Source organism: Pseudomonas fluorescens, from assembly GCF_041354075.1.
GTDB classification, from domain to species: Bacteria; Pseudomonadota; Gammaproteobacteria; order Pseudomonadales; family Pseudomonadaceae; genus Aquipseudomonas; species Aquipseudomonas fluorescens_CE.
The window spans coordinates 16,030-39,564 of the sequence record NZ_JARZGC010000009.1 but is presented as its reverse complement, the minus strand read 5'-3'; the positions used below and the strand labels follow the sequence as shown (position 1 = coordinate 39,564).

The window sequence follows — 23,535 nt, the reverse complement described above, 5'->3', positions numbered from 1 at the left end:
CCCACAGGGGCTGTACATACCCTGTGAGAGCGAGCTTACCCGTCACTGCAGATAATCGAGCAGTCCGCGATAGCAGGTCGCCAGGTGATAAGGCGTGGTCGACGGCATGTCGCGGCGGCTGACTTCACCGTTGACCGCCCGGCATTCGTGCCAGCCGCCCGCATGCAGGAAGCGCCGTTGCAGGGTCTGTAACTGCCGCAGTACGTGGGCTTCGCTGTCCGGTCGCAGCGTCAGCGCGCGCAGGTATTCCGCCTGAGCCCAGATACGCTGCGTCGCGTCGCGGGGTTGACCATCCGCCTGCAGAACCAGCGTTGCCTTGACCGCTCCGGTCTTCTGATCGACACCCAGTCGCTCGGTGTAGGTAAAGGCGCGCTTCAAGGATTGGTGCAGCACCGAGTCGCGCAGCAGCGGCGAAGATTGCAACAGGAAATACCACTCGAACTGATGCCCCGGTTCGAACCAGTTATCCACAGCCCCCAGCGGTTTCTCCATCAGCACCCCGTGTTCCGGGTCGATGAAGCGCTGCTGCATGGCTGTGCACAACTCGACGAGGGCGGTTTGCACGGCGGGATCTTCACGCACCGACACCGTGGCGAGGAAGCCTTCCGCGAGATGCATCAGAGGGTTTTGCAGGGGGCCGCTGTCCAGCGACGACCAGTCGCGTTCGAGGCTGGCTTCGTACAGGCCGTCGCCTGTGGCGAAACGTTGGGCAACCACTTGCAGCGCGGCATTGAGCACAGACTCCACCAGCGGTTCGCGCACCTTGTTCCAGTAGTGGGCGCAGGCAAAAACGATGAAGGCGTGAGTGTAGAGATCCTTGCGCTGATCCAGCGGCTTGCCTTGTGGGTCGATGCTGTAGAACCAGCCGCCGTGTTCGGCATCATGGAAATGTTGCTGCAACGAACGGAACAAGGCGGCGGCCCGTGCCTGGGCGCCGGACACCTGGCCGATCAGGCTGGAAAACAGATACAGCTGCCGCGCGCAGGCCATGGCCCGGTAACGTTGCGCTGGCAAAGGCTGGTGCGCGGCGTCCAGGGCCTCGTAGGGCAGCGCCATGTCGGCGTTCCAGCCAGGCCCGAGCCAGAGAGGCACGATCACGTTCTGGAAGTGAGTTTGCACCGTGGCAAACAGGGCGGTCAGTTCAGGCTGGGAAGCGGAGCGGGAAACAGGCGGCATTGGCTGGCGTCGTCACGGCAGGGTTGATTGCGCGACATGTTAGCAGGCCTTAGGGATGTGGTGTCTGTCAGGCCGCCATCGCTGGCAAGCCAGCTCCCACAGGTTCAGCCGAAAATCCTGTGGTGTCTGTCAGGCCGCTATCGCTGGCAAGCCAGCTCCCACAGGTTCACCGCAAACGCTGTGGGAGCTGGCTTGCCAGCGATGAGGCCATCAGCAGCAGCGAAGGATCAACTCGCCAGCAACCACCCACCCGTTACCGCCGACACCGCCCCCGCAACCCGCACCAGCGGCGCCGCCGCTTGCGGCAACACGCGGACCACGCCGTACCCCGCCGCATGGAGCGCCGCTGTAGCGGCGACAAAACCTGCGGCGTACGCCCACGGGCTGGACATGTCCGGCAGCTCCAGGCCATGCGCCACGCCATGGAACAGCGCAAACAGTGCCGTTGCGCCCACCGCCAGGCTCAGTGGTGGACGAACGGCCAGCGCCACTGACAGGCCCAGCGCCAGCACCGAGGCGGCGATTCCGCTTTCCAGTGCCGGCAGTTCCAGCCCTTCGAAACCCAGCAGGCCGCCCAGCAACATGGTGCCGACAAACGTGCATGGCAGGGCCCAGCGTGCGGCACCTTGCTGCTGTGCCGCCCACAGGCCGACGGCGAGCATTGCCAGCAAGTGATCGAGGCCACCGATCGGGTGGCTGATGCCGGCGATCAAGCCGTTGTCGCCATGGCCGGGGTGGGCGAAAGCGATGGCCGGGGCCAGCAGCAGGGCCAGGGCGCCGAGAATGCTTTTGAGTGTCATGGATAAGCTTCCTTGTTGAGTTCGGTGAGGGTGATCAGGCAGCGGTCAGCAGGCCCTGGCGTTCGATGAAGGCAATGATGTCTTCCAGCCCCAGGCCGGTTTTCTGGTTGCTGAAGACAAACGGCTTGCCGTTGCGCATGCGCTGGGTGTCGCTGTCCATCATTTCCAGCGACGCGCCCACCAGCGGCGCGAGGTCGACCTTGTTGATCACCAGCAGGTCGGATTTGCAGATGCCCGGCCCCCCCTTGCGCGGCAGCTTGTCGCCGGCCGAGACGTCGATCACGTAGATCGTCAGGTCGGACAGCTCGGGGCTGAAGGTGGCGGACAGGTTGTCGCCACCGGACTCCACCAGAATCAGGTCCAGCCCCGGGAAGCGCCGGTTCAACTGATCGACGGCTTCGAGGTTGATCGAGGCGTCCTCGCGGATTGCCGTGTGCGGGCAGCCGCCGGTTTCCACGCCGATGATTCGCTCCGGCGCGAGGGCCTGATTGCGCACCAGAAAGTCGGCGTCTTCGCGGGTGTAAATGTCGTTGGTCACGACCGCCAGGTTGTAGCGATCGCGCAGCGCCAGGCACAGGGCCAGTGTCAGCGCGGTCTTGCCGGATCCGACCGGGCCGCCGATGCCGACGCGCAGAGGTTGTGTGTTCATGTGATTCTCCAAAATGACAGGCCCTAGGAACGGAACAGGCGGCTGTACTGGCGCTCGTGGGCCATACAGGACAGGGACAGGCCGAATGCGGCACTGCCCAGGTGTTCGGGGTTGATGCGGCTGGCGTCCTGCTGGGCTTGCTGCAGCAACGGCAACAGTTCGCTGGTCAGGCGCTGCGCGGCTTGCTGGCCCAGTGGCAGGGTTTTCATGAGCACCGCGAGCTGGTTTTCCAGCCAGCTCCAGAGCCAGGCGGCCAACGCGTCCTGTGCGCAGATATGCCAGGCGCGTGCCGCCAGCGCCCAGCCCAAGGCCAGGTGCGGTTCGGGTTGGCGCTCGAGAAAGGCGCGGGCCGGCGCATCCAGTTCCGGCAGGCCGTTTAGCAATTGCTGCAACGAATAACCCATTTGCCGGCTCTCCTGATGCAGCTCGCGGGTTTCCCGGCTGGCGCGATGTTCTTCACAGCGCTGCTGCAGCCCCTCCCAGTCCAGGTCTGCGGCGGCCACGCAATGGGCAAGCAGCAGGGGGGCTTCAAAACGCGCCAGGTTCAGCAGCAGTTGATCGCCGATCCAGCGTCGCGCGCTGGCGTTGTCGTGCACCCGGCCGTTGTCCACCGCCATTTCCAGCCCCTGGGAATAGCTGTAGCCGCCAATCGGCAACTGTGGACTGGCCAGGCGCAGCAGCGCCCAGGCCGGGTTCATGTGCGCACGCCGAATTGATGCAGTTTTGGCGGGTAGTTGAAATCCTCGTCGCCATGCCGCGAATGGTGATGGCCACCCCCGTAGGCGCCGTGTTCGGGCTGGAACGGGGCTTCGACCGGCTCGACCCGCGCACCCAACTGTTCAAGCATGGCCTTGAGCACGTAATCGTCGAGCAGGCGCAGCCAGCCATCGCCCACTTGCAGGGCGACGTGGCGATTGCCCAGGTGATAGGCCGCGCGGGTCAACTCGAACGCATTGGCGCAGGTGACGTGCAGCAGTTGTTCGGGGCGGGCGCAGACCCGGACGATGCGACCGTCCTGCGCTTCAAGGCACTCGCCGTCGTACAGCGGCGGCTGGCCACGCTCCAGAAACAGCCCGACGTCTTCGCCGTCGGCACTGAAACAGCGCAGGCGGCTTTTGCTCCGAGCTTCGAAGCTCAGGTGCAACTCGGCGGCCCAGACGGGTTGAGGATCGATTCTGCGATGAATCACCAGCATCGGAAAGCTTCCAGCAATAGACAGTACCGGGGCTAGAGCAAAGGGCTTGCCAATGACTGAAGGTGTAGGAAATAGCTGTCGGAGACCTAGGAGTGGTTCGGTGCAATGTCAGTTTTGCATCGTTGTGGAGCGCTTGGTTTGCCTGTCGCACTGATTTGTGGCGTAAACCGTCCTGTTTCTCCATCGTTCGTAAAATAGAACGCTAAGGCTGATTTTCACTATCTAGCGGGTAAAACGCGTTGGTTTTAATCTTCTCCCATCAACGCGAAACACACCCACTACTGAAAAATCGAAACCCTTAGGAGCAACAGCCATGACCAACTTCAAATACAACCGCCTGAACAAAGACGACGCTGCCGTGCTGCTGGTCGACCACCAGGCTGGCCTGCTGTCCCTGGTCCGCGACATCGAGCCGGACGCGTTCAAGAACAACGTTCTGGCCCTGGCTGACCTGGCCAAGTTCTTCAACCTGCCAACCATCCTCACCACCAGCTTCGAGCAAGGCCCCAACGGTCCGCTGGTGCCTGAACTGAAAGCGCTGTTCCCGGATGCCCCGTACATCGCCCGCCCTGGCCAGATCAACGCCTGGGACAACGAAGATTTCGTCAAGGCGGTGAAGGCCACCGGCAAGAAACAACTGATCATCGCCGGTGTGGTGACTGAAGTCTGCGTAGCATTCCCGGCCCTGGCGGCGCTGGAAGAAGAGTTCGACGTGTTCGTGGTGACCGACGCCTCCGGCACCTTCAACCAAATGACCCGCGACGCTGCCCATGACCGCATGAGCCAGGCCGGTGCACAACTGATGACCTGGTTCGGCGTGGCCTGCGAGCTGCACCGCGACTGGCGCAACGACATCGAAGGCCTGGCCGCGCTGTGCTCCAACCACATCCCGGACTACCGCAATTTGATGACCAGCTACAACGCCTTCAACACTGCCAAGTAATGCGCCGCCGCCCCGGACACCGACTATCGTTGTCCGGGGCGCACGTTTATACACCGCACATCCATCCAATTCCTGCCGGGCATTGCCCGGCATGCTACGCAGTCGTGCCCACCGCTGCCGCATCCAGATGGAGACCATCATGACCCAAGACTCCAATGACAAGAGCCGCCGCCAGTTCCTGGCCAACAGCACCCTTCTCGGTGCTGCCGGTGCACTCTGGTCCGCCCTGCCATTTGCAGGTTCAGGCTCCGCCTTCGCATCCACCCAGCCAGGCTCGCTGACCGCCGACCTGATCCTGTTCAACGGCAAATTGCACACGGTCGACCGTGAGAAGCCGCTGGCAACGGCGGTCGCCATCAAGGACGGCCGCTTCATTGCCGTGGGTACGGATGGTGAAGCCATGGCCCACAAAAGTTCGGCCACGCAAGTCATCGACCTCAAGGGCCGTACGGTCATTCCGGGGCTCAACGACTCCCACCTGCACCTGATTCGCGGCGGCCTCAACTACAACCTGGAGCTGCGTTGGGAAGGCGTGCCCTCGGTCGCCGACGCCTTGCGCCTGCTCAAGGATCAGGCCGCCCGCACCCCGACGCCGCAGTGGGTGCGCGTGGTGGGTGGCTGGAACGAATTCCAGTTCGCCGAAAAACGCATGCCGACCCTGGAGGAAATCAACCAGGCGGCGCCCGATACCCCGGTGTTCCTGCTGCACCTGTACGACCGCGCGCTGCTCAACCGTGCAGCGCTCAAGGCCGTGGGTTACACCAAGGACACGCCGAACCCGCCCGGTGGCGAAATCCAGCGCAACAAGTTCGGCGAGCCGACCGGCCTGCTGATCGCGCGGCCCAACGCGATGATCCTCTATGCCACCCTGGCCAAGGGGCCGAAGCTGCCGCTGGAGTATCAGGTCAACTCGACCCGCCAGTTCATGCGCGAACTCAACCGCCTCGGCCTGACCAGCGCCATCGATGCCGGCGGCGGCTACCAGAATTACCCGGACGACTATCAGGTCATCCAGGAGCTGGCCGACCGGGGTCAGTTGAGCGTGCGCATCGCCTACAACCTGTTCACCCAGAAGCCCAAGGAAGAGCTCGCCGATTTCAAGAACTGGACCTCGAAGGTCAAGCCCGGCGACGGCAGCGACTTCCTGCGCCACAACGGCGCCGGCGAAATGCTGGTGTTCTCCGCTGCCGACTTCGAAGACTTCCTGGAGCCGCGCCCGGACCTGCCACAGACCATGGAGCAGGAACTGGAGCCGGTGGTGCGCCATCTGGTCGAGCAGCGCTGGCCGTTCCGCCTGCATGCCACCTACGACGAATCGATCTCGCGCATGCTCGACGTGTTCGAGAAGGTCAACCGCGACATGCCGTTCAATGGCCTGCCGTGGTTCTTCGATCACGCCGAAACCATCAGCTCGAAAAACATCGAACGGGTACGCGCGCTGGGTGGCGGGATTGCGATCCAGGATCGCATGGCCTTTCAGGGCGAGTATTTTGTCGATCGTTACGGCGCCAAGGCGGCCGAGAAGACGCCGCCGATCCAGCGCATGCTCGCCGAAGGCATCCCGGTGGGCGCCGGCACGGACGCCACCCGTGTTTCCAGCTACAACCCGTGGACGTCGCTGTACTGGCTGGTCAGTGGCAAGACCGTGGGCGGCATGGCGCTGTACCCGGAAGGCCTGAGCCGCGACACCGCCCTGCAACTGTTCACCCACGGCAGCGCCTGGTTCTCCAGCGAGCAGGGCAAGAAGGGGCAGATCAAGGTCGGCCAGTTGGCGGACCTGGCGGCCTTGTCGCTGGACTTCTTCAGCGTCGACGAAGAGGCGATCAAGGGCATCGAGTCGGTGCTGACGATTGTCGATGGCAAGGTGGTGTACGGCGCAGCCGAATTCGACAAGCTCGGCCCGGCCCAGGTGCCGGTGCTGCCCGAGTGGTCGCCGGTGGCCAAGGTGCCCGGGCACTGGCGCGCCGGTGCGCCATCCCTGGCGGCCGCGGTGCACCAGTGTGTCGGGCCTTGCGGGGTGCATGCGCACAGCCACGAACGGGCGCGGCATTCGAGTGTGCCGGTCAATGACTACCAGGGTTTCTGGGGGGCGTTGGGTTGTTCGTGTTTTGCGTTCTGAGGTGAATGGAGGGAGCCGTGATTGCTCCCTTTTTTGTGCTGTTTGAATGGGCCTCTTCGCGAGCAAGCCCGCTCCCACAGGGATCACGCTGGACCTGTGGGGGCGGGCTTGCTCGCGAAGGGGCCATCACAGCCGCGAGATAGCTCAGGTCTTGGGCACCGCCCCCGCCAACAAATGCCGAATCCGAATCGGCACGCCGTCGGTCTGCAGCTGCCGCACCCGCGCTTCGATCTTGAGCTCGCCACGGGTCACGCGGCCGTGATGACGCAAGTGCTCCAGCCACGATTCCTCGAAGAAAAACTCCACCCAAAGCTGCGGATCGGCGCTGTCGCGCATCAAGCCCCATGACAGCGCGCCGTTGCGCTTGCGCATGGCCTCCAGGTCGCGTGCGGCCTGCTGGAACGCGTCGACCTTGCCCGGCTCGACGTGGTACTCGACCGTGACCATCACCGGCCCGCCGTCCCGATTCAGGTCCTCGCTGAGCAATGGCGTCGGCCAGTGAAGCGACGGTGTCAGCTCTTCGACCTCGGTGCTGGGCAATGCCACCTTCAGCGTCAGCAGCGTGCCGAGGGCCAGGCCACCGGAGGCCAGCAGCAGGCTCAAGGTGATCGAGGCATGGCTGGCCAGGCTGCCCCATAGCAAACTGCCCGCGGCCATGGCGCCGAAAAACACCAGGATGTACACCGACAGCGCCCGGGCCCTGACCCAGGCCGGCACCGAGGTCTGCGCCGCGACTTGCAGGTTGGACAGCACGGCGATCCACGCCGCACCGCTGAGCAGCATCGCCGGGAGCAGGGCGTAGAAGTTGCGCGTCAGCGCCAGCACCAGCAGGAACAACGCATACACCAGGCTGGCCGCCGCCACCAGGCGGTCACGGCTGATTCGCTCGCGCAAGCGCGGCAACAGGGTCGCACCGCCAACTGCGCCAATGCCGATCGCCGCCAGCAACAGGCCGAAGTCGGCGGCGCTGCCGTGCATTTCACCGCGAACGATCAGCGGCAGCAGCGACATGCCGGCGCTGGCGCAGAAGAAAAAGGCCAGGGCGCGGATCAGCACCGCCTGCAACGGCTTCGAGCTGCGGGCAAAGCGCAGCCCGGTGCGGATGGCGCCGACGAAGCGCTCGGCCGGCAGCAAGGGTTCCTGCACCTGACGCTTCCACAGCAACAGGACCACGATCACCCCGGCGAACGACACGGCGTTGAGGGCGAACGTCAGCCACGGCCCGACCAGGCTCACCAGCACCCCGGCCAGCGCCGGGCCGACCGCGCGTGACACGTTGATGCCGACGCTGGAGATGGCCACGGCGTTCGACAGCTCATCCTTGCCCACCAGTTCCGGCGTCAATGCACTCCAGGCCGGCATCATCAGCGCCGTGCCGATCCCCAACGCCAGGGTCAGCACCAGCAACAGCGGGACGTTCATCATGCCGAACAGGGTCAGCAGCGCCAGGGCCAGCGCAACGCCCGACATCCACAACTGCACCAGCAGCAGGTAGCGGCGCTTGTCGACGATGTCCGCCGCCGCGCCGGCGGGCAGGGCGAGGAAGAACATCGGCAGTGAGCCGGCAACCTGGATCAGGGCGACATGCAGCGGGCTGGCCGACAGCGTGGTCATCAGCCAGCCGGCCCCCACTTCATGCATCCAGGTGCCGATGTTGGAGGCGATGGTGGCGATCCACAGCATGCGGAAGGTGGTGTTGCGCAAGGGGCTCCAGGCGCCGGAAGGTGCGGTACTCATATCAGAAGGTGCCTTTGAGTGGGTATTCGATGATCAGGTAGAGGCGGTCGATGTCATCGCCGGCCTGGGCGCTGTTGGCGCGGTGGCTGACATGGGACAGCGACAGGTTCAGACCCTTGGCGCTGCCGGACTGCACGGTGTATTTCAGGTCGATATCGCGCTCCCAGTGCCGGCCACCCTTGCCTTGCTGGGGCGTGTAGCGGTCGTCGTCCGGATCGAAGGGATTGTAGGCACCGCCCTGGGGGGCGTGGGTGCCGTCGATGCCGCTGCCGCTGACGTAACGCGCCATCAGCTTCAGGCCCGGGACACTGAAGGTGGCCATGTCGAGGTCGTAGCGCAGTTGCCAGGAGCGCTCGCCCGGGCCGTTGAAGTCGGCGTACTTGATCGAGTTGGCGAGGTAGATGGAGTCGCCGCCGACGAAATCGAACGGGGTGTCGCCCTCGATTTTCTGATAGGCCAGGGTCACGGCCTGGGCAGCGAAGGCGTATTTGGCCGCCACACTGTAGGCCAGGGTATCGATGGCGCCGGCACTGGCGTTGCCGGTGTCGCGGGTCCGGTAGAGGTTGCCGTCCAGATGCCAGCCACCCTGCCTGGCATTCAGGTTCAGGTAGGCCTGACGCCAGGTGTCCTGCAGTTGCGAGGCGAACAGCGCGCCGCCGAACGGACCGTCGGGTGACCAGGTGGCGCCCGCCAGGCTGATGGCGTGGCCGTCGGTGTTGGCGCCGTAGCCGTCGAAATCTTCATGGCTCGAACTGCTGTCCTGATTGCTGAAGGCAGTAAAGCGCCCCGCCTGCAGGCGCCAGTCGGGCAGGTCGGTGTTTTCCAGCAGCCAGCCGGTCGCGTACTCCGGGCGCAGGCGCTTGTCGGCGGTGTCGAACACCGGGGTTTCGACGGTCATTTCGCCATAGTGCAGTTGGGTGTTGCCCATGCGCAGTTTCAACGCCGCCCCAGCGCTGGAGTAATCGGATTCGGCGCGGCCGTCGCTGTCGCGCGGCAGCAGGCCGGTGCCGGCGTGGCCACGGCCGCCGTCGAGCTTGAGCCCGACAAAGCCATGAGCATCGATGCCCAGGCCGAGCGTGCCGTCGGTAAACCCTGAACGGATGTCGCCGATGAAGCCCTGGGCCCATTCCTGACGGTAGTTCTGACCGCTGGCGGAAGGCGAGCGGAAGTCGCTGTGCAGAAAGTAGTTGCGGCTGAGCAGCGTCCAGCCCGCTTCGTCATCGGCGTGGCTCAGGGGCGGGGTGACGATCGCGACAGTGGCGAGCAGGGCGCGGGATGGCCCACGTATCGATAGGGTCATGGGCGCTCCGGGGTAGATGATCCGGCACTGTAGAGGAGCGTCTGGAATGGGGATTGTACGCGTGTGCTGGATCTGATCCGGGCGCCGCGCCGGGCCCGGGTTCACGCCATGTCGCTGACGCTGAACTCCTCGGCCAGGTGGTCGATCAGCGAGCGCACCGACGGCAGCAATCCGCGCCGTGACGGGAAGATCGCATGAACGATGCCGCAACGCGGGTGCCAGCCTGGCAACAATTCCACCAGTCGGCCCTCCGCCAGGTCCTCGCGCACGGCCACCCGTGGCAGGTGTGCAATCCCTACGCCGGCCACCACGAAGTGGCGCAGGGCAAACAGGTCATCGGTAACCATGCGCGGTGTGTGGGGGATGACAATGCTGTGGCTCATGTCCTCGCCCTGTATCAGTTCCCACTGGTACTCGCGCTGGGCGCTGCCCCAGTGCACGCTCGGCAGTTGGCTGAGCACCTGTGGATCGAAACCCGGCGGCAGTTGCTCGAGGTAGCGCGGGTGGCCGACCAGGCACTGGGTGCTGTTGCCCAGGACCTTCATCACCATGTCGGTGTTTTCCAGGGGCGGAAAGCGCACGCGCAGGGCAACGTCGATGCCCTCATGCAGCAGGTCGACCCGACGGTTGGTGCTCTCGATGAACAGTTCGACCTGGGGATACTTGAGCATGAAACGCGACAGCATCGGCCCGACCCAGAAGTTCAGCAGGGTGGTCGGGCAACTGATGCGGACCAGGCCGCGGGGTTCACTGCGGTTGCGTTCGATGATCTCGGCGGCACCCTCGGCTTCCACGCGCATGGCCAGGCAACGCTGGTAATAGGCCTGGCCGATTTCGGTCAGCGAGCAGTGGCGGCTGGTGCGGTGCAACAGGCGGACACCCAGGCGCTCCTCGAGGTCGGCGATGCGCCGGCTGAGCTTGGATTTGGGCATGTCCAGCGCCCGCCCGGCCGGGGCGAAGCCACCGTGCTCGACTACCTGGGTGAAGTAGTAGAGGGAATTGAGGTCTTCCAATGATCGTTCTCCGAGGGGCAGCGCAGCGGGTTTATTCGGTGCTGCCCAGACCTTGCCAGTGCTTGAGGCCGATGAAGATGAAGCGCAGTTGCTGGGTCATCTTGGCCTGGGGCGTCAGGTGTTCGGGCAGTGCCTGGGCCGGCGGTTCGATGATGTCGGGGAGGGTGGCGAACACGCTTTTGACGATCAGGTCCGCCATGACGTTGAGACCGGCGCCATCCAGGTGATGCAACTTGGGCATCAGCGCCAGGTCGGCGGCCAGGTCGGAGCTGATGTCTTCGCGCAAGCGGCCGATGGCCTGGCGCACCGGTTGCGAGCCGCCGTATTGCTCGCGGGCGAGAAACAGGAACTGCGAGCGATTGGCCGACACCACATCGAGAAAGATCCGCACGGAGGCGTCGATGATGCCGCCCATCACGAATTCGTTATGGCGCACCAGTCGAATGGTTTCGCGAAAGGTCTGACCGACTTCGCTGACCAGCACCAGGCCCAGTTCATCCATGTCGGCGAAATGCCGGTAGAAACCGGTGGGGACTATCCCGGCGGTTTTCGCCACTTCACGCAGGCTCAGGCTGCCGAAACCACGGCCGCACTCCATCAAATGACGGGCGGCGTCCATCAGGGCGTTGCGGGTTTGTTGTTTCTGTTCGGCGCGGGGCAGCATCGCAAGGGGTGTTTTCTGGACAGGACAGCGACGCACTCTAGCAAATCGGCTTTGTCGGCGTCGAACGATGAGGCGGGGAGAGCGGGGTGAATAAAGAAGCAGGCATCTACAAAATCAAAAGCCCAATCCGGGGATTGGGCTTTTTTTCAGGGCCGACATGGCCTTAGCTCAAGCGGCTGTTGCGTTCGATTACACGGTCACCACCACCTTCAGCGAGGGCTTGGCCCAGTGGGGTGCGGTCAGAGCCGTCGGCAGCGAGGGCTTGGCCCAGTGGGGTGCGGTCGGAGCCGTCAGCAGCCAGGGTTTGGCCCAGTGGAGTGCGGTCGGAACCGTCAGCAGCCAGGGTTTGGCCCAGTGGGGTGCGGTCGGAGCCGTCAGCAGCCAGGGTTTGGCCCAGTGGGGTGCGGTCGGAACCGTCAGCAGCCAGGGTTTGGCCCAGTGGGGTGCGGTCGGAACCGTCAGCTGCCAGGGTTTGGCCCAGTGGGGTGCGGTCGGAACCGTCAGCGGCCAGGGTCTGACCTTGTGGGGTACGATCCGAACCGTCCTGAGTGATCAGGCCTTTTTCTTTCAGGCGATCGTTGCCGCCTTCAGCCAGGGTCTGGCCTTGTGGGGTGCGGTCGGAACCATCAGCCGCCACGGTCTGGCCGAACGCCGATTGGCTGGCTTTGACTTGTGGGGTGGCCTGTTCGGCGGCCGGCAGGGCGAAAGCGGTGCTGGCCAGCATTGAGAGGGTAAGGCTAAGCAGTAATTGGCGTTTCATGATCGGGGTGCTCCGTGGCAAGGCAAGAATTTGGGTACGAGTGCAATGCTACTCTTGATAAATCGATATAAAAGTTCATAACCGCAATGGTAATAATCAACGGAATTGATTGTTCCCTGCGAAGGCTCTAAACCGGGCCTTTCCGGCCGGCGTTTTCGCACCGATGTGGGTATTTTCAACTCACATGTGCCGCACAAAAGTGCGGGGGCGGTAACACCGGATGACGAGCGCAGGGTGAGCCGGGCCGATTATTTGAACGTTAAGCCGCATTTCGGTTAAACCTGCGGGCGGTTTTCCAGTCGTACATTTCATGGCAGGCCGATCTGGCCTAACGTTTCACAGGTGCGTCGCAGTCAGGGCGCTCAGTCGTATCAGGAGCCTTGTGCAATGACGCGCACCCCGAAAATTTTCCTCTGGACCTTTGCCAGCCTGGTGGTTCTGCTGGCGATACTGGTGCTGATCATCGCGTTCTTCGATTGGAACCGGATCAAACCGACCCTCAACAGCAAAGTCTCCGAAGAGCTGCATCGACCGTTCGCCATCAATGGCAACCTCGCGGTGATCTGGCGCCGCGAGCTCGACGAGGGCGGATGGCGGGCATGGGTGCCTTGGCCGCACGTGGTGGCCGAGGACCTGAGCCTGGGCAACCCGGACTGGTCGAAACAACCGCAGATGGTCACCCTCAAACGCGTTGAGCTGCGCATTTCGCCATTGGCCCTGCTGGCGCAACGGGTGACGATCCCGCGCATCGACCTCACCGAACCCAACGCTCAGTTGCAGCGGCTGGCCGATGGCCGGGCGAACTGGACGTTTCAGTTCGATCCCAAGGACCCCAATGCCGAACCTTCAAGCTGGGTGGTGGACATCGGTTCGATCGGTTTCGACAAGGGCCATGTCACCCTCGACGACCAGACGCTGAAAACCCAGCTCGACCTGCTGATCGATCCGCTGGGCAAGCCGATTCAGTTCAGCGAGATCGTCGGCGACAAAGCGGCGAAAACCGCGCAGGAGAAGGGCAGCGCGCCCCAGGACTATGCGTTTGCGCTCAAGGTCAAGGGCCAGTATCACGGGCAGAAACTCTCGGGCGAGGGCAAGATCGGTGGCTTGCTGGCCTTGCAGGATGCCAGCCGGCCTTTCCCGCTCCAGGCCCAGGTGGCGATTGCCGACACCCGTGTCGAGCTCGCCGGTACGCTCACCGACCCGCTCAACCTTGGCGCGCTGGACTTGCGCCTGAAACTGGCGGGCGCCAGTCTCGGCAACCTCTATCCGCTGACCGGCGTGACACTGCCGGACACGCCGCCCTACGCCACCGACGGTCACTTGATCGCCAAGCTGCACGAAGCGGGCGGCGCGGTGTTTCGCTATGAAGGGTTCAACGGCAAGATCGGCGACAGCGACATCCATGGCAGCCTGGCCTATGTCGCCAGCCAGCCCCGGCCGAAACTCAGCGGTTCGCTGGTCTCCAACCAACTGCTGTTTGCCGACCTGGCGCCGCTGATCGGCGCCGACTCCAACGCCAAGCAAAAGGCCCGGGGCGGGGAAAGCAAGCAACCGGCGGACAAGGTGTTGCCGGTCGAGGAGTTCAAGACCGAGCGCTGGCGCGACATGGACGCGGATGTCGAATTCACCGGCAAGCGCATCGTCCACAGCGAAAAACTGCCGTTCAACGACCTTTATACCCACCTGGTGCTGAACGACGGCGCGCTCAGCCTCGAGCCGCTGCGCTTTGGCGTCGCCGGCGGCAAGCTGGACGCGCAGATTCGCCTCAACGGGCGCACCGAGCCGCTGGAAGGCAACGCCAGGCTCACCGCCCGCGGCTTCAAGCTCAAGCAACTGTTCCCGACCTTCGAACCGATGAAAACCAGTTTCGGCGAGCTCAACGGCGATGCCGACATCAGCGGTCGCGGCAACTCGGTGGCGACTTTGCTCGGCACAGCCAATGGCAACCTGAAAATGCTGATCAACGACGGCGCCATCAGTCGCGAACTGATGGAGCTGGCCGGGCTCAATGTCGGCAACTACGTGGTCGGCAAGATCTTTGGCGACAAGGAAGTGAAGATCAACTGCGCGGCTGCCGACTTCGGCATCAAGTCGGGCCTGGCGAGTACACGGTTGTTCGTCTTCGACACCGAGAACGCGATCATCTACATCGATGGCACGGCGAACATGACAACCGAACAACTGGACCTGACCGTGACCCCGGAATCCAAGGGCTGGCGCCTGATTTCGCTGCGCTCGCCACTGTATGTGCGCGGCAAGTTCATCAAGCCCGATGCCGGCGTGAAAGCGGTGCCGCTGATGCTGCGCGGCGCGGGGATGGTGGCGTTGGGCGTGATCGCTGCGCCGGCGGCGGGATTGCTGGCGCTGGTCGCGCCCAGTGGTGGAGAGCCCAATCAGTGCGCGCCGTTGCTGCAGCAGATGAAGGCAGGCAAGGCCCCGGTGACGGTCAAACCCACGAAGTAAGTGGTATCGCCATCGCGAGCAAGCCCCCCATCACGTCGCAGTGTGGAAGCGAGCCTGCTCGCGATAGGGCGTGTCAGACGCTACAAATCCTGCAGGATGTCCGCCATGTCATCCGCATGCTCTTCTTCCTGAGCCAGGATGTCTTCGAAAATGCGGCGGGTGGTCGGGTCCTTCTCGCCGACGTACTGAATGATCTCGCGGTAGCTGTCGATGGCGATACGCTCGGCCACCAGGTCTTCGTAGACCATTTCCTTGAGCGTGTTGCCTGCGACGTACTGTGCATGGGAGTTCTTCGACAGCAGGTCAGGATTGAACTCGGGCTCGCCGCCCAATTGCACGATGCGCTCGGCCAGACGGTCGGCGTGTGCGGCCTCCTGGTTGGCGTGTTCGAGGAATTCGTCGGCGGCGGCATGAGCTTTCAGTCCGCTGGCCATGAAGTAGTGGCGCTTGTAACGCAACACGCACACAAGCTCGGTAGCCAGTGATTCGTTGAGCAGGCGCAGTACTTCCTCGCGGTCGGCGCTGTAGCTTTCAGTGACCGCGCCGTTCTCGACGTTCTGGCGGGCACGGGCGCGAAGCGTCGTTACATCAGACAAATGCATGTCATTCATTTCGTTCTCCTGGAGGCTAATCCGATGGGCGTCGCCTTCTATGGGGCAATCGCTACATAGGGTGTGAGTCCGGAGGTGGGGTAAAAGTTTGATGCAATTTGCCCATCGCAAACCCGAGCCAGGACGGGCGCGGAATGCGCGATGTCATAGACTGCTCGTCGAGTTGTCATTTTCTCTGGCGATGCTTGGCGGATGTCTTGCATCCAGCCGGGTGTTACCTCACCGCTCACAAGGATGTCCCCATGTCGCAAGGTTCGGCCACGCGTTATCCGTTGGTGCTGGTTCCGGGAATGCTCGGGTTCATCCGGCTGGTGCTCTACCCCTACTGGTATGGCATTGTCGAAGCGTTGCGCCGTGGCGGGGCGACGGTGATCGCGGTGCAGGTTTCGCCGCTCAACTCCACGGAGGTGCGCGGTGAACAGTTGCTGGCGCGGATCGAGGAGATTCTGCGTGAAACCGGCGCCGAGAAGGTCAACCTGATCGGCCACAGCCAGGGCTCGCTGACGGCCCGCTACGCAGCGGCCAAGCGCCCGGATCGCGTGGCCTCGGTGACCTCGGTGGCCGGTCCCAACCATGGTTCGGAACTGGCCGATCACATCCACACCCATTACCCGGCGGACAGCGCCAAGGGGCGGCTGCTGGCGTTTTTCCTGCGCCTGATCGGTGCGGTGATGGGGCTGCTGGACACCGGTTATCGCGGACCGAAGTTGCCCGTGGATATTCACGCGTCTCACGAATCCCTGACCACGGCGGGGGTGGCGCTGTTCAATCAGCGTTATCCACAGGGCCTGCCCGACACCTGGGGCGGGCACGGGCCGGAAGAGGTCAACGGCGTGCGCTACTACTCGTGGTCAGGCACCCTGCAGCCGGGCAAGACTGACCGTGGACGCAACCTGCTGGACGGCACCAACCGCAGCTGTCGGCTGTTCGCGACCACCTTCGTGCGCGAAGCCGGGCAGTGCGACGGCATGGTCGGGCGCTACAGCTCGCACCTGGGCACCGTGATTGGCGACGATTACCCGCTGGATCATTTCGACATCGTCAACCAGTCGCTGGGGTTGGTGGGCAAGGGAGCGGAGCCGATTCGCCTGTTTGTCGAGCATGCGGGGCGCCTCAAGGCGGCTGGCCTGTAGACCGCGTCGCTCCCAATCGCGAGCAGGCTCGCTCCCACAGGGATCTGAGTGAACACAATATAGGTGAGCACTATTGACCACTGTGGGAGCGGGCTTGCCCGCGATAGCGTCCGCTCAGGCACTGCGGCTTTGACGCCCCAACACCGTCGTCCACCGCTCCGAAACAATCACTCCGCCCAGCGTCAAAGCCCCTCCCACCAGGTGATACATCGCCAACTGTTCACGCAACACCACGGCGGCGATCAGCGCGGTAATCAGGGGCAGAAGATTGAAGAACATCACGGTCCGGCTCGGCCCCAGACGCACCACCGCCTGCATCCACGCCAGTGGTGCAACCATCGAAGCGAGCAGGCAGGCGTACAGGACCAGAGGAATGTTCTGCGGCGTCGGGCCGATCTTCGGCGACGCGGCGAACAGCGGGAACAACACGATCACCGCCACCAGCACTTGCAGGTACAGCAACACCAGGGGCGGCAGGCGCAACTGCCATTTTTTCAGCAGTGTGCTGTAGAGCGCGTAGGCCAGGGTGGCAATCAGCATCAGCCCGTCGCCCAGGTTCAGCCCGTGTTCCATCAATGTCGCGAGGCTGCCGGAGGACACCACGACCAGCACGCCGATGAGCGACAGCATTGCGCCGGCCAGCGCCCCCGCCGTGAGGCGCTGGCCAAGGCTGGCGATGGCCATGGCCAGCGACATCAACGGCATCAGCGAGAGAATGATGCCCATGTTGGTGGCCGTGGTCATGCTGGCGGCGAAGTACGCCAAGCTCTGGTAAACCGCCATCCCCAGCACGCCGAGGATGAAAATCTTGCCCAGGTTGGCAGCAATCGCCGGCCAATGGGCAATGACCGACTTGAACATGAACGGTGTGAACAGCAACCCGGCCAGCAGCCAGCGGTAAAAGCCGATCTCGGCGGGGAAAATCGCCCCAGCCGACATTTTGGTGATCACGGTGTTGCCGGCCCAGATGAAAATGGCCAGCAGGGGGTAAGCGTATTGCATCAGGACAACCAGAACGTTAATGGATGGCCATTATCCACGGTCTGGCGGCAATGCCCACGCCCATGGCCCTGCCTCCGACATGCGCCGGGGTCGCAGGAATGTGTAACAGGCCTTGTCTACACTTCAGGACGAGGCCGTGCCCCTCGGTGCGGCGACAAGGAGAAAACTCCATGAAGATGTTGCGTGTCCCTTTGTTGATGATCGGGCTGCTGCTTTGTTCCCAGGGCTTCGCCGCCACGGCGCAGCAGAACAAGATGACCACCTGCAATGCCGACGCCAGCGCCAAGAGCCTCAAGGGCGACGAGCGCAAGGCCTTCATGAGCACCTGCCTCAAGGCAGCACCGGCGGCCAACGACGCCAAGGCTCTGACCCCGCAGCAGGAGAAAATGAAAACCTGCAATGCCGATGCCGCGACCAAGGCCCTCAAGGGTGATGAGCGCAAGGCGTTCATGAGCAGCTGCCTGAAGAAATAACCGGGTCCGGGATTTTTTGCCGGCCGTCCGGCCCCATCGTCGGAACGCCGCCCGACGATGGGGCCGGCAGGGTCGCCTGAATTTCACTTCCCCACCCGGGACAATCCCTAGTGCTGACACCCGAACGCTGGCAGACTGCCAATCCTTTTACGCCGTTCGTTTGAGGCTGTATGCCAACGTTTTCTCAACGCCAAGTCCTGCTGGTCATCAGTTGGGTCATCATCTTCGGTGGGTTGCTCCTGGTGATCCCGTTGCGCTTGCTGCCCAGCCTGCTGGCCGGGCTGTTGGTGTTCGAGCTGGTCAACATGCTGACCCCGCAATTGCAGCGCCTGATCGAAGGCCGCCGCGCGCGCTGGCTGGCCGTGGCGTTGCTGGGAACCCTGGTGGTGAGTGTGCTGGCGCTGATCTTTGCCGGCGCCATCAGCTTCCTGCTGCACGAGGCGGAAAACCCTGGCGCGTCCCTCGATAAATTCATGCACGTGGTCGACCGCGCGCGCGGGCAGTTGCCGCCGTTCGTCGATGCCTACCTGCCGGCCAGTGCCGCCGAGTTCCGCGTGGCGATCGGCGATTGGCTGAGCAAGCACCTCAGCGACCTGCAACTGGTTGGCAAGGACGCCGCGCACATGTTCGTGACGCTGCTGATCGGCATGGTGCTGGGGGCGATCATCGCCTTGCAGCGTATCCCCGACCTGACCAAGCGCAAACCGCTGGCCGCCGCACTGTTCGATCGTCTGCACCTGCTGGTCCAGGCCTTTCGCAACATCGTGTTCGCGCAGATCAAGATTTCCCTGCTCAACACCTTCTTCACCGGGATTTTCCTGGCGGTGGTGCTGCCGATGTTCGGCATCAAGCTGCCCCTGACCAAGACCCTGATCGTCCTGACCTTCCTGCTCGGCCTGTTGCCGGTGATCGGCAACCTGATCTCCAACACCCTGATCACCATCGTCGGCCTGTCCCTGTCGATCTGGGTCGCGGTGGCGGCGCTGGGTTACCTGATCGTCATCCACAAGCTCGAATACTTCCTCAACGCACGCATCGTCGGCGGACAGATCAGCGCCAAGTCCTGGGAGTTGCTCCTGGCGATGCTGGTGTTCGAGGCCGCTTTCGGCCTGCCGGGGGTGGTGGCAGGGCCGATTTATTACGCGTATTTGAAGAGTGAGTTGAAGCAGGTGGGGATGGTTTGATCCGGCAGTTTTGACTTGCCAGCGATGGACGGGACTCGGTGTTGGATCAGTCCATCGAACCGTAACGCTTCGCCGCCTCAATCGCCAGACCGCTGCCGATGCTGCCAAAGATGTTCCCTTCCACATGCCGTGCATTCGGCAACATGGCCGACACACTGTTGCGCAGCGCCGGAATCCCGCTCGAACCGCCGGTGAAGAACACCGTGTCCACCTGATCGACCCGAACGTTGGCGTCGGTCAGCAGTTGGGTCACGCTGTTGCGCACACGCTCCAGCAGGTTGTCGATGGCCGACTCGAACAGCGCGCGGCTCAGTTCCACGCTCAGGCCCGGCTCGATGCGGTCCAGCGGTACGTGGCGGCTGTCGGCGTGGGTCAGGTGGATCTTGGTTTCTTCCACTTCCATCGCCAGCCAGTGCCCGGCGCGTTGCTCGATCAGCTTGAACAGCCGGTCGATGCCGCCCGTGTCCTCGATGTCGTAGCGCATGCTGCCCAGCGCCAGCTGCGACTTCTGCGAGTACACCGAGTTGATGGTGTGCCAGGTCGCCAGGTTCATGTGGTGGCTGGTGGGCATGTAGGCACCGCTCTTCATCCGACTGCCGTAGCCGAACAGCGGCATCAGGCCTTGCAGGCTCAGTTGCTTGTCGAAGTCGGTCCCGCCGATGTGCACGCCACCGGTGGCGAGGATATCGTCCTGGCGGTTGTCGTGGCCACGGCGCTCCGGCGACAGGCGCACCAGGGAGAAGTCCGATGTACCGCCGCCGATGTCGACGATCAGCACCAGCTCTTCGTTCTCGATGGTCGACTCGTAGTCGAACGCCGCCGCAATCGGTTCGTACTGGAAGGACACGTCCTTGAAACCGATGGCACGGGCGACGTCCACCAGGGTGTTTTCCGCTTCCTGGTCGGCCATTTCATCGTCATCGACAAAAAACACCGGACGCCCGAGTACCACTTCATCGAATTCGCGACCGGCGGTCGTCTCGGCGCGCTTCTTCAACTGGCCGATGAACAGCCCGAGCAGGTCCTTGAAGGGCATCGCCGTGCCCAGCACGCTGGTGTCGTGCTTGATCAGCTTGGAACCCAGAAGGCTCTTGAGCGAGCGCATCAGGCGGCCTTCGTAACCTTCCAGGTACTCGTGAAGTGCCAGTCGGCCGTACACCGGGCGGCGCTCTTCCATGTTGAAGAACACCACCGACGGCAGGGTGATCTTGTCGTCCTCCAGCGCGATCAGCGTTTCCATGCCGGGGCGCAGCCAGCCGACGGTGGAGTTGGACGTGCCGAAGTCGATACCACAGGCACGGGCTGGAGATGCGTTTTTCATGACTTTCAGGTTCCGGTTAAAAAACGGCCGCGCAGTGTATGTCAGAGCGGCGCAGATTCGAAGGCCGACTATCCGCTAAATCTCGGACAATAGCGCCTTGATAAGCAGCCTGGATGCCCCCAACTTGTCTGCATTGACCCTGGCAGCCATCGGACGGTCGCAAGAACCGCCCACCGCTGCCGATAAACTTCTGATGCGCTACCCGGTCACAAACTTGAGATCGGTCAACCCGGCGCCTGCAAATACGCGCAGACTGCCGGTGACGGCGCGATATCGATAACGGATGGTGATCCTTAGATGGACTTCAAAGACTATTACAAGATTCTCGGTGTGGAACCGACCGCGGACGATAAGACGATCAAGGCCGCTTATCGCAAGCTCGCGCGCAAATACCACCCCGACGTCAGCAAGGAAAAAGATGCCGAGGCCAAGTTCAAGGACGCCTCGGAAGCCTATGAAGCGCTGAAAAGCGCGGACAAGCGCGCCGAGTATGACGACTTGCGCAAATACGGCCAGCACGGCCAGCCGTTCCAGGGCCCGCCGGGTTGGCAGGGACGTGGCGGCGCCGGTTTCGGTGGTGGCCAGGGCTCGGGCGACTTTTCGGACTTCTTCAGTTCGATCTTCGGCAACCGTGGGCCTGGTTTTGGCGGTGGACAATCGGGTCGTAGCGCTGGGCGCCGAGGGCAGGACGTGGAAATGGAACTGGCGATTTTCCTTGAGGAAACCCTGTCCAACGAGTCGAAGAAGGTGACCTTCCAGGTGCCGCAGTACAACGCGGCGGGCCAACATGTCAGCAATACCAGCAAGAGCCTGAACGTGAAGATTCCGGCCGGTGTCACCGACGGCGAACGCATCCGCCTCAAGGGGCAGGGCGCGCCGGGCATCGGCGGCGGGGCCAATGGCGACCTGTTCCTGATCATTCGCTTCGCGCCGCACCCCAAGTTCGACGTCGAAGGTGAAAACCTGATCATCACCTTGCCGCTGGCACCGTGGGAACTGGCGCTGGGCACCGAAGTGGCCGTGCCGACCCTGACCGGCAAGATCAACCTCAAGGTGCCCGCCGGCAGCCAGAATGGCCAGCGCATGCGCGCCAAGGGCCACGGCCTGCTGAACAAGGCCGGGCAACGCGGCTACCTGTTCGTGCAACTCAAGGCCGTGATGCCCAAGGCATCCAGCGACGAGGTCAAGGCACTGTGGCAGGAACTGGCGAAAAAAGCCGCGTTCGACCCCAGAGAGAACTTCTGATACCCGAGACGGAGTAGCCCACGATGAGCAGCCCCCTGATCGTTCAACTGGACATGGCAGAATTCTGTGAGGCGACCGATCTGTCGGACGTCTACGTGATCGAAATCGTCGAACACGGCATCCTCGAACCTCAAGGCCGGCAGCCCAAGGACTGGCGTTTCACCGATTACGAGCTGACCCTGGCCAAGCGTGCCGCCAAGCTGCGGCACGACCTGGAACTGGAATGGGAAGGCGTCGCCCTGGCGCTGGACCTCTTGGAAGAGGTCCAGCAACTGCGGGCCGAGAACAAGATGCTCAAGCAGCGCCTGGGGCGGCTGGTCGTCGACTGAGCATTCTGCTGTTCTCGTGTGGGCCGACCCGGGCCCTTCGCGAGCAGGCTAGCGATGAGCGTAACAGCGTGGTGTCCGGGTCTACCCCCTGGGCAACACCACGGTAAACAGTGTCCCGTCCGCCTCGCTGGAGCTGACCTCGATGGTCCCTGCATGGGCGTTGACCACTTCCTTGACGATGAACAGGCCCAGCCCAAGGCTGGTGGTCGGCTGGCCGAGTGCTTCGTCAACGCTGCGCACCAACGGATCGAAGATCGTGCCGATGGCGATTTCAGGAATCGGTGTGCCGTGGTTGTGCACGGTGAGGCGTACCGTGTCGGGTTCGCCGGTCAGCGTCACGGTCACGTCTCGCTTGTTCAAACCGTGCTGCAAGGCATTGCCGATCAGGTTGCGCAGCAGTTGATCGAGGCGCCCGGCGTCCCAGATACCGCGGGTGTCGCCGTGCACGTTCAGCGTCGGGTCACACTCGGGCTGGCCGGCGCAGGCTTCGGCGATGGCCGCCTGTGCCGCATCGGCAAGGTCCATGGGCGCCGGCTCGATGGGCAGGCTCTTGCCCAGGCGACTGCGCACCAGTTCCAGCAAGTCGCTGACCATCACCGCCATGTGCCGAGCACCGCGCTGGATGTGGGTTGCGCATTTCAGCGCCTCGCCTTCGAGGCTGGCCTTGCGCAGCAGCAAGTCGGTGGACATGCTCACGGCTTGCAGCGGCGCGCGCAGATCGTGGCCAAGGATCGCCAGGAAGATGTCCCGCGAGCGGTTGACCCGTTCGGCATAGGCCGCCGTGGATTCGGCCAGTGCCTCGTCGATGGCTTCGTTGAAGCGGATCATGTCCTGGAAGTAGATGATGTCCGGCGATTGCAGGCTCTCGACCCACCGGCGAATGACAACGGCGCGCAAATGGCGGAATTCGCTGGTCATCTGCACCAGGTCGAAGCCTACGGTGTGTCGCAGCTCACCGTGGCTGGCGCCGGCCTGATCCAGGCTCGGGGTTTTTTCCGGGCCCTCGCCCATGGATTTGGCCCGTTGCTCGCTGGCGCTCTGCGCGGTGTCCATGTCCCGCGCGGCGGCCAACAGGATCTCTTTGGAGTGATCACGCAGGGCTGCGCGGTCCATGTTCTCGGCCGCCGGCGTGATCGTGCTTGCGAATTGCTCCCATTCATCGACGATAAGGTCAACCTGTTGCCTTATGAATTGCGAGAGGCGCATGGCCGGGTTCCTGGGTATTTGAAAACGGGATGTTTCGCATAGTAGCGCCTTTACGCAGGAAAAAAACCTCAGGCGCGGCGGCGCGACAATGCGCTTTTATCGAGGCGACACACAGGTGCATTTGCACCATCGCCCGCCCACCCCAAAACAACTATGTACCGCAAATGCAGTTGCCCGAGATGGTGTCCTAGCGCTCCACTTCACAGGAGAGA

Annotated in this window: 22 protein-coding genes; 8 read left to right on the top strand and 14 right to left on the bottom strand. The window is 63.3% G+C overall.

Translation table 11 applies throughout. The annotated features are described in order from the left end of the window. Positions 1-42: 42 nt before the first annotated feature. From QIW53_RS13910 to ureE, 5 genes are all read right to left on the bottom strand, one after another. On the bottom strand, positions 43-1,176 hold the full coding sequence (locus QIW53_RS13910) for an AGE family epimerase/isomerase (protein WP_371050176.1): 1,134 nt from the start codon (positions 1,174-1,176) through the stop codon (positions 43-45). Positions 1,177-1,403: 227 nt separating this feature from the next. Further along, complete coding sequence (locus QIW53_RS13905; protein ID WP_371050175.1) at positions 1,404-1,976, bottom strand: HupE/UreJ family protein; 573 nt, start codon at positions 1,974-1,976, stop codon at positions 1,404-1,406. Between the two features lie 34 nt (positions 1,977-2,010). Further along, positions 2,011-2,625 (bottom strand): urease accessory protein UreG, encoded by a 615-nt coding sequence (gene ureG / locus QIW53_RS13900; RefSeq protein WP_371050173.1) that lies wholly within the window; start codon positions 2,623-2,625, stop codon positions 2,011-2,013. A gap of 23 nt (positions 2,626-2,648) precedes the next feature. After that, the gene (locus QIW53_RS13895; RefSeq protein ID WP_371050172.1) at positions 2,649-3,323 is read right to left on the bottom strand and encodes an urease accessory protein UreF; all 675 of its coding nucleotides are present in this window, start codon (positions 3,321-3,323) and stop codon (positions 2,649-2,651) included. Next, entirely contained in the window at positions 3,320-3,820 is a 501-nt protein-coding gene (ureE, locus tag QIW53_RS13890; RefSeq protein ID WP_371050170.1) for an urease accessory protein UreE, read from the bottom strand. Before ureE ends, QIW53_RS13895 begins: the two co-directional genes overlap by 4 nt. Before the next feature lie 313 nt (positions 3,821-4,133). Between ureE and ycaC the strand changes: the two genes are divergently transcribed. Further along, positions 4,134-4,763 (top strand): isochorismate family cysteine hydrolase YcaC, encoded by a 630-nt coding sequence (gene ycaC, locus QIW53_RS13885; RefSeq protein WP_371050169.1) that lies wholly within the window; start codon positions 4,134-4,136, stop codon positions 4,761-4,763. 277 nt (positions 4,764-5,040) lie between these two features. Further along, on the top strand, positions 5,041-6,882 hold the full coding sequence (locus QIW53_RS13880) for an amidohydrolase (protein WP_371050347.1): 1,842 nt from the start codon (positions 5,041-5,043) through the stop codon (positions 6,880-6,882). A gap of 144 nt (positions 6,883-7,026) precedes the next feature. Here the strand turns inward: QIW53_RS13880 and QIW53_RS13875 are convergent, their stop codons facing one another. The 5 genes from QIW53_RS13875 to QIW53_RS13855 form a co-directional block, all read right to left on the bottom strand. Further along, on the bottom strand, positions 7,027-8,619 hold the full coding sequence (locus tag QIW53_RS13875) for an MFS transporter (protein WP_371050167.1): 1,593 nt from the start codon (positions 8,617-8,619) through the stop codon (positions 7,027-7,029). Position 8,620: 1 nt separating this feature from the next. Beyond that, positions 8,621-9,919 carry an OprD family porin gene (locus QIW53_RS13870; protein ID WP_371050166.1) on the bottom strand — a complete coding sequence of 433 codons (1,299 nt, stop codon included), beginning with the start codon at positions 9,917-9,919 and terminating at the stop codon, positions 8,621-8,623. Positions 9,920-10,020: 101 nt separating this feature from the next. Continuing rightward, positions 10,021-10,932, bottom strand: a complete 912-nt coding sequence (locus QIW53_RS13865) for a LysR substrate-binding domain-containing protein (RefSeq protein WP_371050165.1) — start codon at positions 10,930-10,932, stop codon at positions 10,021-10,023. Between the two features lie 31 nt (positions 10,933-10,963). After that, positions 10,964-11,596: a TetR family transcriptional regulator gene (locus QIW53_RS13860; protein WP_371050164.1), complete on the bottom strand. Its 633-nt coding sequence runs from the start codon at positions 11,594-11,596 to the stop codon at positions 10,964-10,966. A 163-nt stretch (positions 11,597-11,759) separates the two neighbouring features. After that, positions 11,760-12,356 carry a hypothetical protein gene (locus QIW53_RS13855; RefSeq protein ID WP_371050163.1) on the bottom strand — a complete coding sequence of 199 codons (597 nt, stop codon included), beginning with the start codon at positions 12,354-12,356 and terminating at the stop codon, positions 11,760-11,762. A gap of 387 nt (positions 12,357-12,743) precedes the next feature. Here QIW53_RS13855 and QIW53_RS13850 point away from each other — a divergent pair, with 387 nt between their 5' ends. Then, on the top strand, positions 12,744-14,819 hold the full coding sequence (locus QIW53_RS13850; protein WP_371050162.1) for an AsmA family protein: 2,076 nt from the start codon (positions 12,744-12,746) through the stop codon (positions 14,817-14,819). An 80-nt stretch (positions 14,820-14,899) separates the two neighbouring features. Here the strand turns inward: QIW53_RS13850 and QIW53_RS13845 are convergent, their stop codons facing one another. After that, a complete protein-coding gene (locus tag QIW53_RS13845) occupies positions 14,900-15,430 on the bottom strand; it encodes a ferritin-like domain-containing protein (RefSeq protein ID WP_371050161.1) in 531 nt (176 codons plus the stop codon). 242 nt (positions 15,431-15,672) lie between these two features. On the opposite strand from QIW53_RS13845, the gene QIW53_RS13840 reads away from it, so the two are divergent. Further along, complete coding sequence (locus QIW53_RS13840; RefSeq protein WP_371050160.1) at positions 15,673-16,563, top strand: esterase/lipase family protein; 891 nt, start codon at positions 15,673-15,675, stop codon at positions 16,561-16,563. A gap of 114 nt (positions 16,564-16,677) precedes the next feature. On the opposite strand, the gene QIW53_RS13835 is transcribed toward QIW53_RS13840, so the two are convergent. Further along, positions 16,678-17,565 carry a DMT family transporter gene (locus QIW53_RS13835; protein ID WP_371050159.1) on the bottom strand — a complete coding sequence of 296 codons (888 nt, stop codon included), beginning with the start codon at positions 17,563-17,565 and terminating at the stop codon, positions 16,678-16,680. 170 nt (positions 17,566-17,735) lie between these two features. On the opposite strand from QIW53_RS13835, the gene QIW53_RS13830 reads away from it, so the two are divergent. Both QIW53_RS13830 and QIW53_RS13825 read left to right on the top strand, forming a co-directional pair. Next, entirely contained in the window at positions 17,736-18,038 is a 303-nt protein-coding gene (locus tag QIW53_RS13830) for a PsiF family protein (RefSeq protein ID WP_371050158.1), read from the top strand. A 170-nt stretch (positions 18,039-18,208) separates the two neighbouring features. Further along, positions 18,209-19,222, top strand: coding sequence for an AI-2E family transporter (locus QIW53_RS13825; protein WP_371050157.1), 1,014 nt, complete (start codon positions 18,209-18,211; stop codon positions 19,220-19,222). A 46-nt stretch (positions 19,223-19,268) separates the two neighbouring features. Here QIW53_RS13825 and QIW53_RS13820 read toward each other — a convergent pair whose 3' ends face one another. Further along, positions 19,269-20,543, bottom strand: a complete 1,275-nt coding sequence (locus tag QIW53_RS13820; RefSeq protein WP_371050156.1) for an Hsp70 family protein — start codon at positions 20,541-20,543, stop codon at positions 19,269-19,271. A gap of 297 nt (positions 20,544-20,840) precedes the next feature. Here QIW53_RS13820 and QIW53_RS13815 point away from each other — a divergent pair, with 297 nt between their 5' ends. Then, on the top strand, positions 20,841-21,788 hold the full coding sequence (locus tag QIW53_RS13815) for a DnaJ C-terminal domain-containing protein (RefSeq protein ID WP_192307757.1): 948 nt from the start codon (positions 20,841-20,843) through the stop codon (positions 21,786-21,788). Positions 21,789-21,811: 23 nt separating this feature from the next. Next, positions 21,812-22,117, top strand: coding sequence for a chaperone modulator CbpM (locus QIW53_RS13810; protein WP_192307758.1), 306 nt, complete (start codon positions 21,812-21,814; stop codon positions 22,115-22,117). Positions 22,118-22,198: 81 nt separating this feature from the next. Here QIW53_RS13810 and QIW53_RS13805 read toward each other — a convergent pair whose 3' ends face one another. Further along, positions 22,199-23,323 (bottom strand): ATP-binding protein, encoded by a 1,125-nt coding sequence (locus QIW53_RS13805; RefSeq protein WP_371050154.1) that lies wholly within the window; start codon positions 23,321-23,323, stop codon positions 22,199-22,201. Positions 23,324-23,535 lie beyond the last annotated feature (212 nt).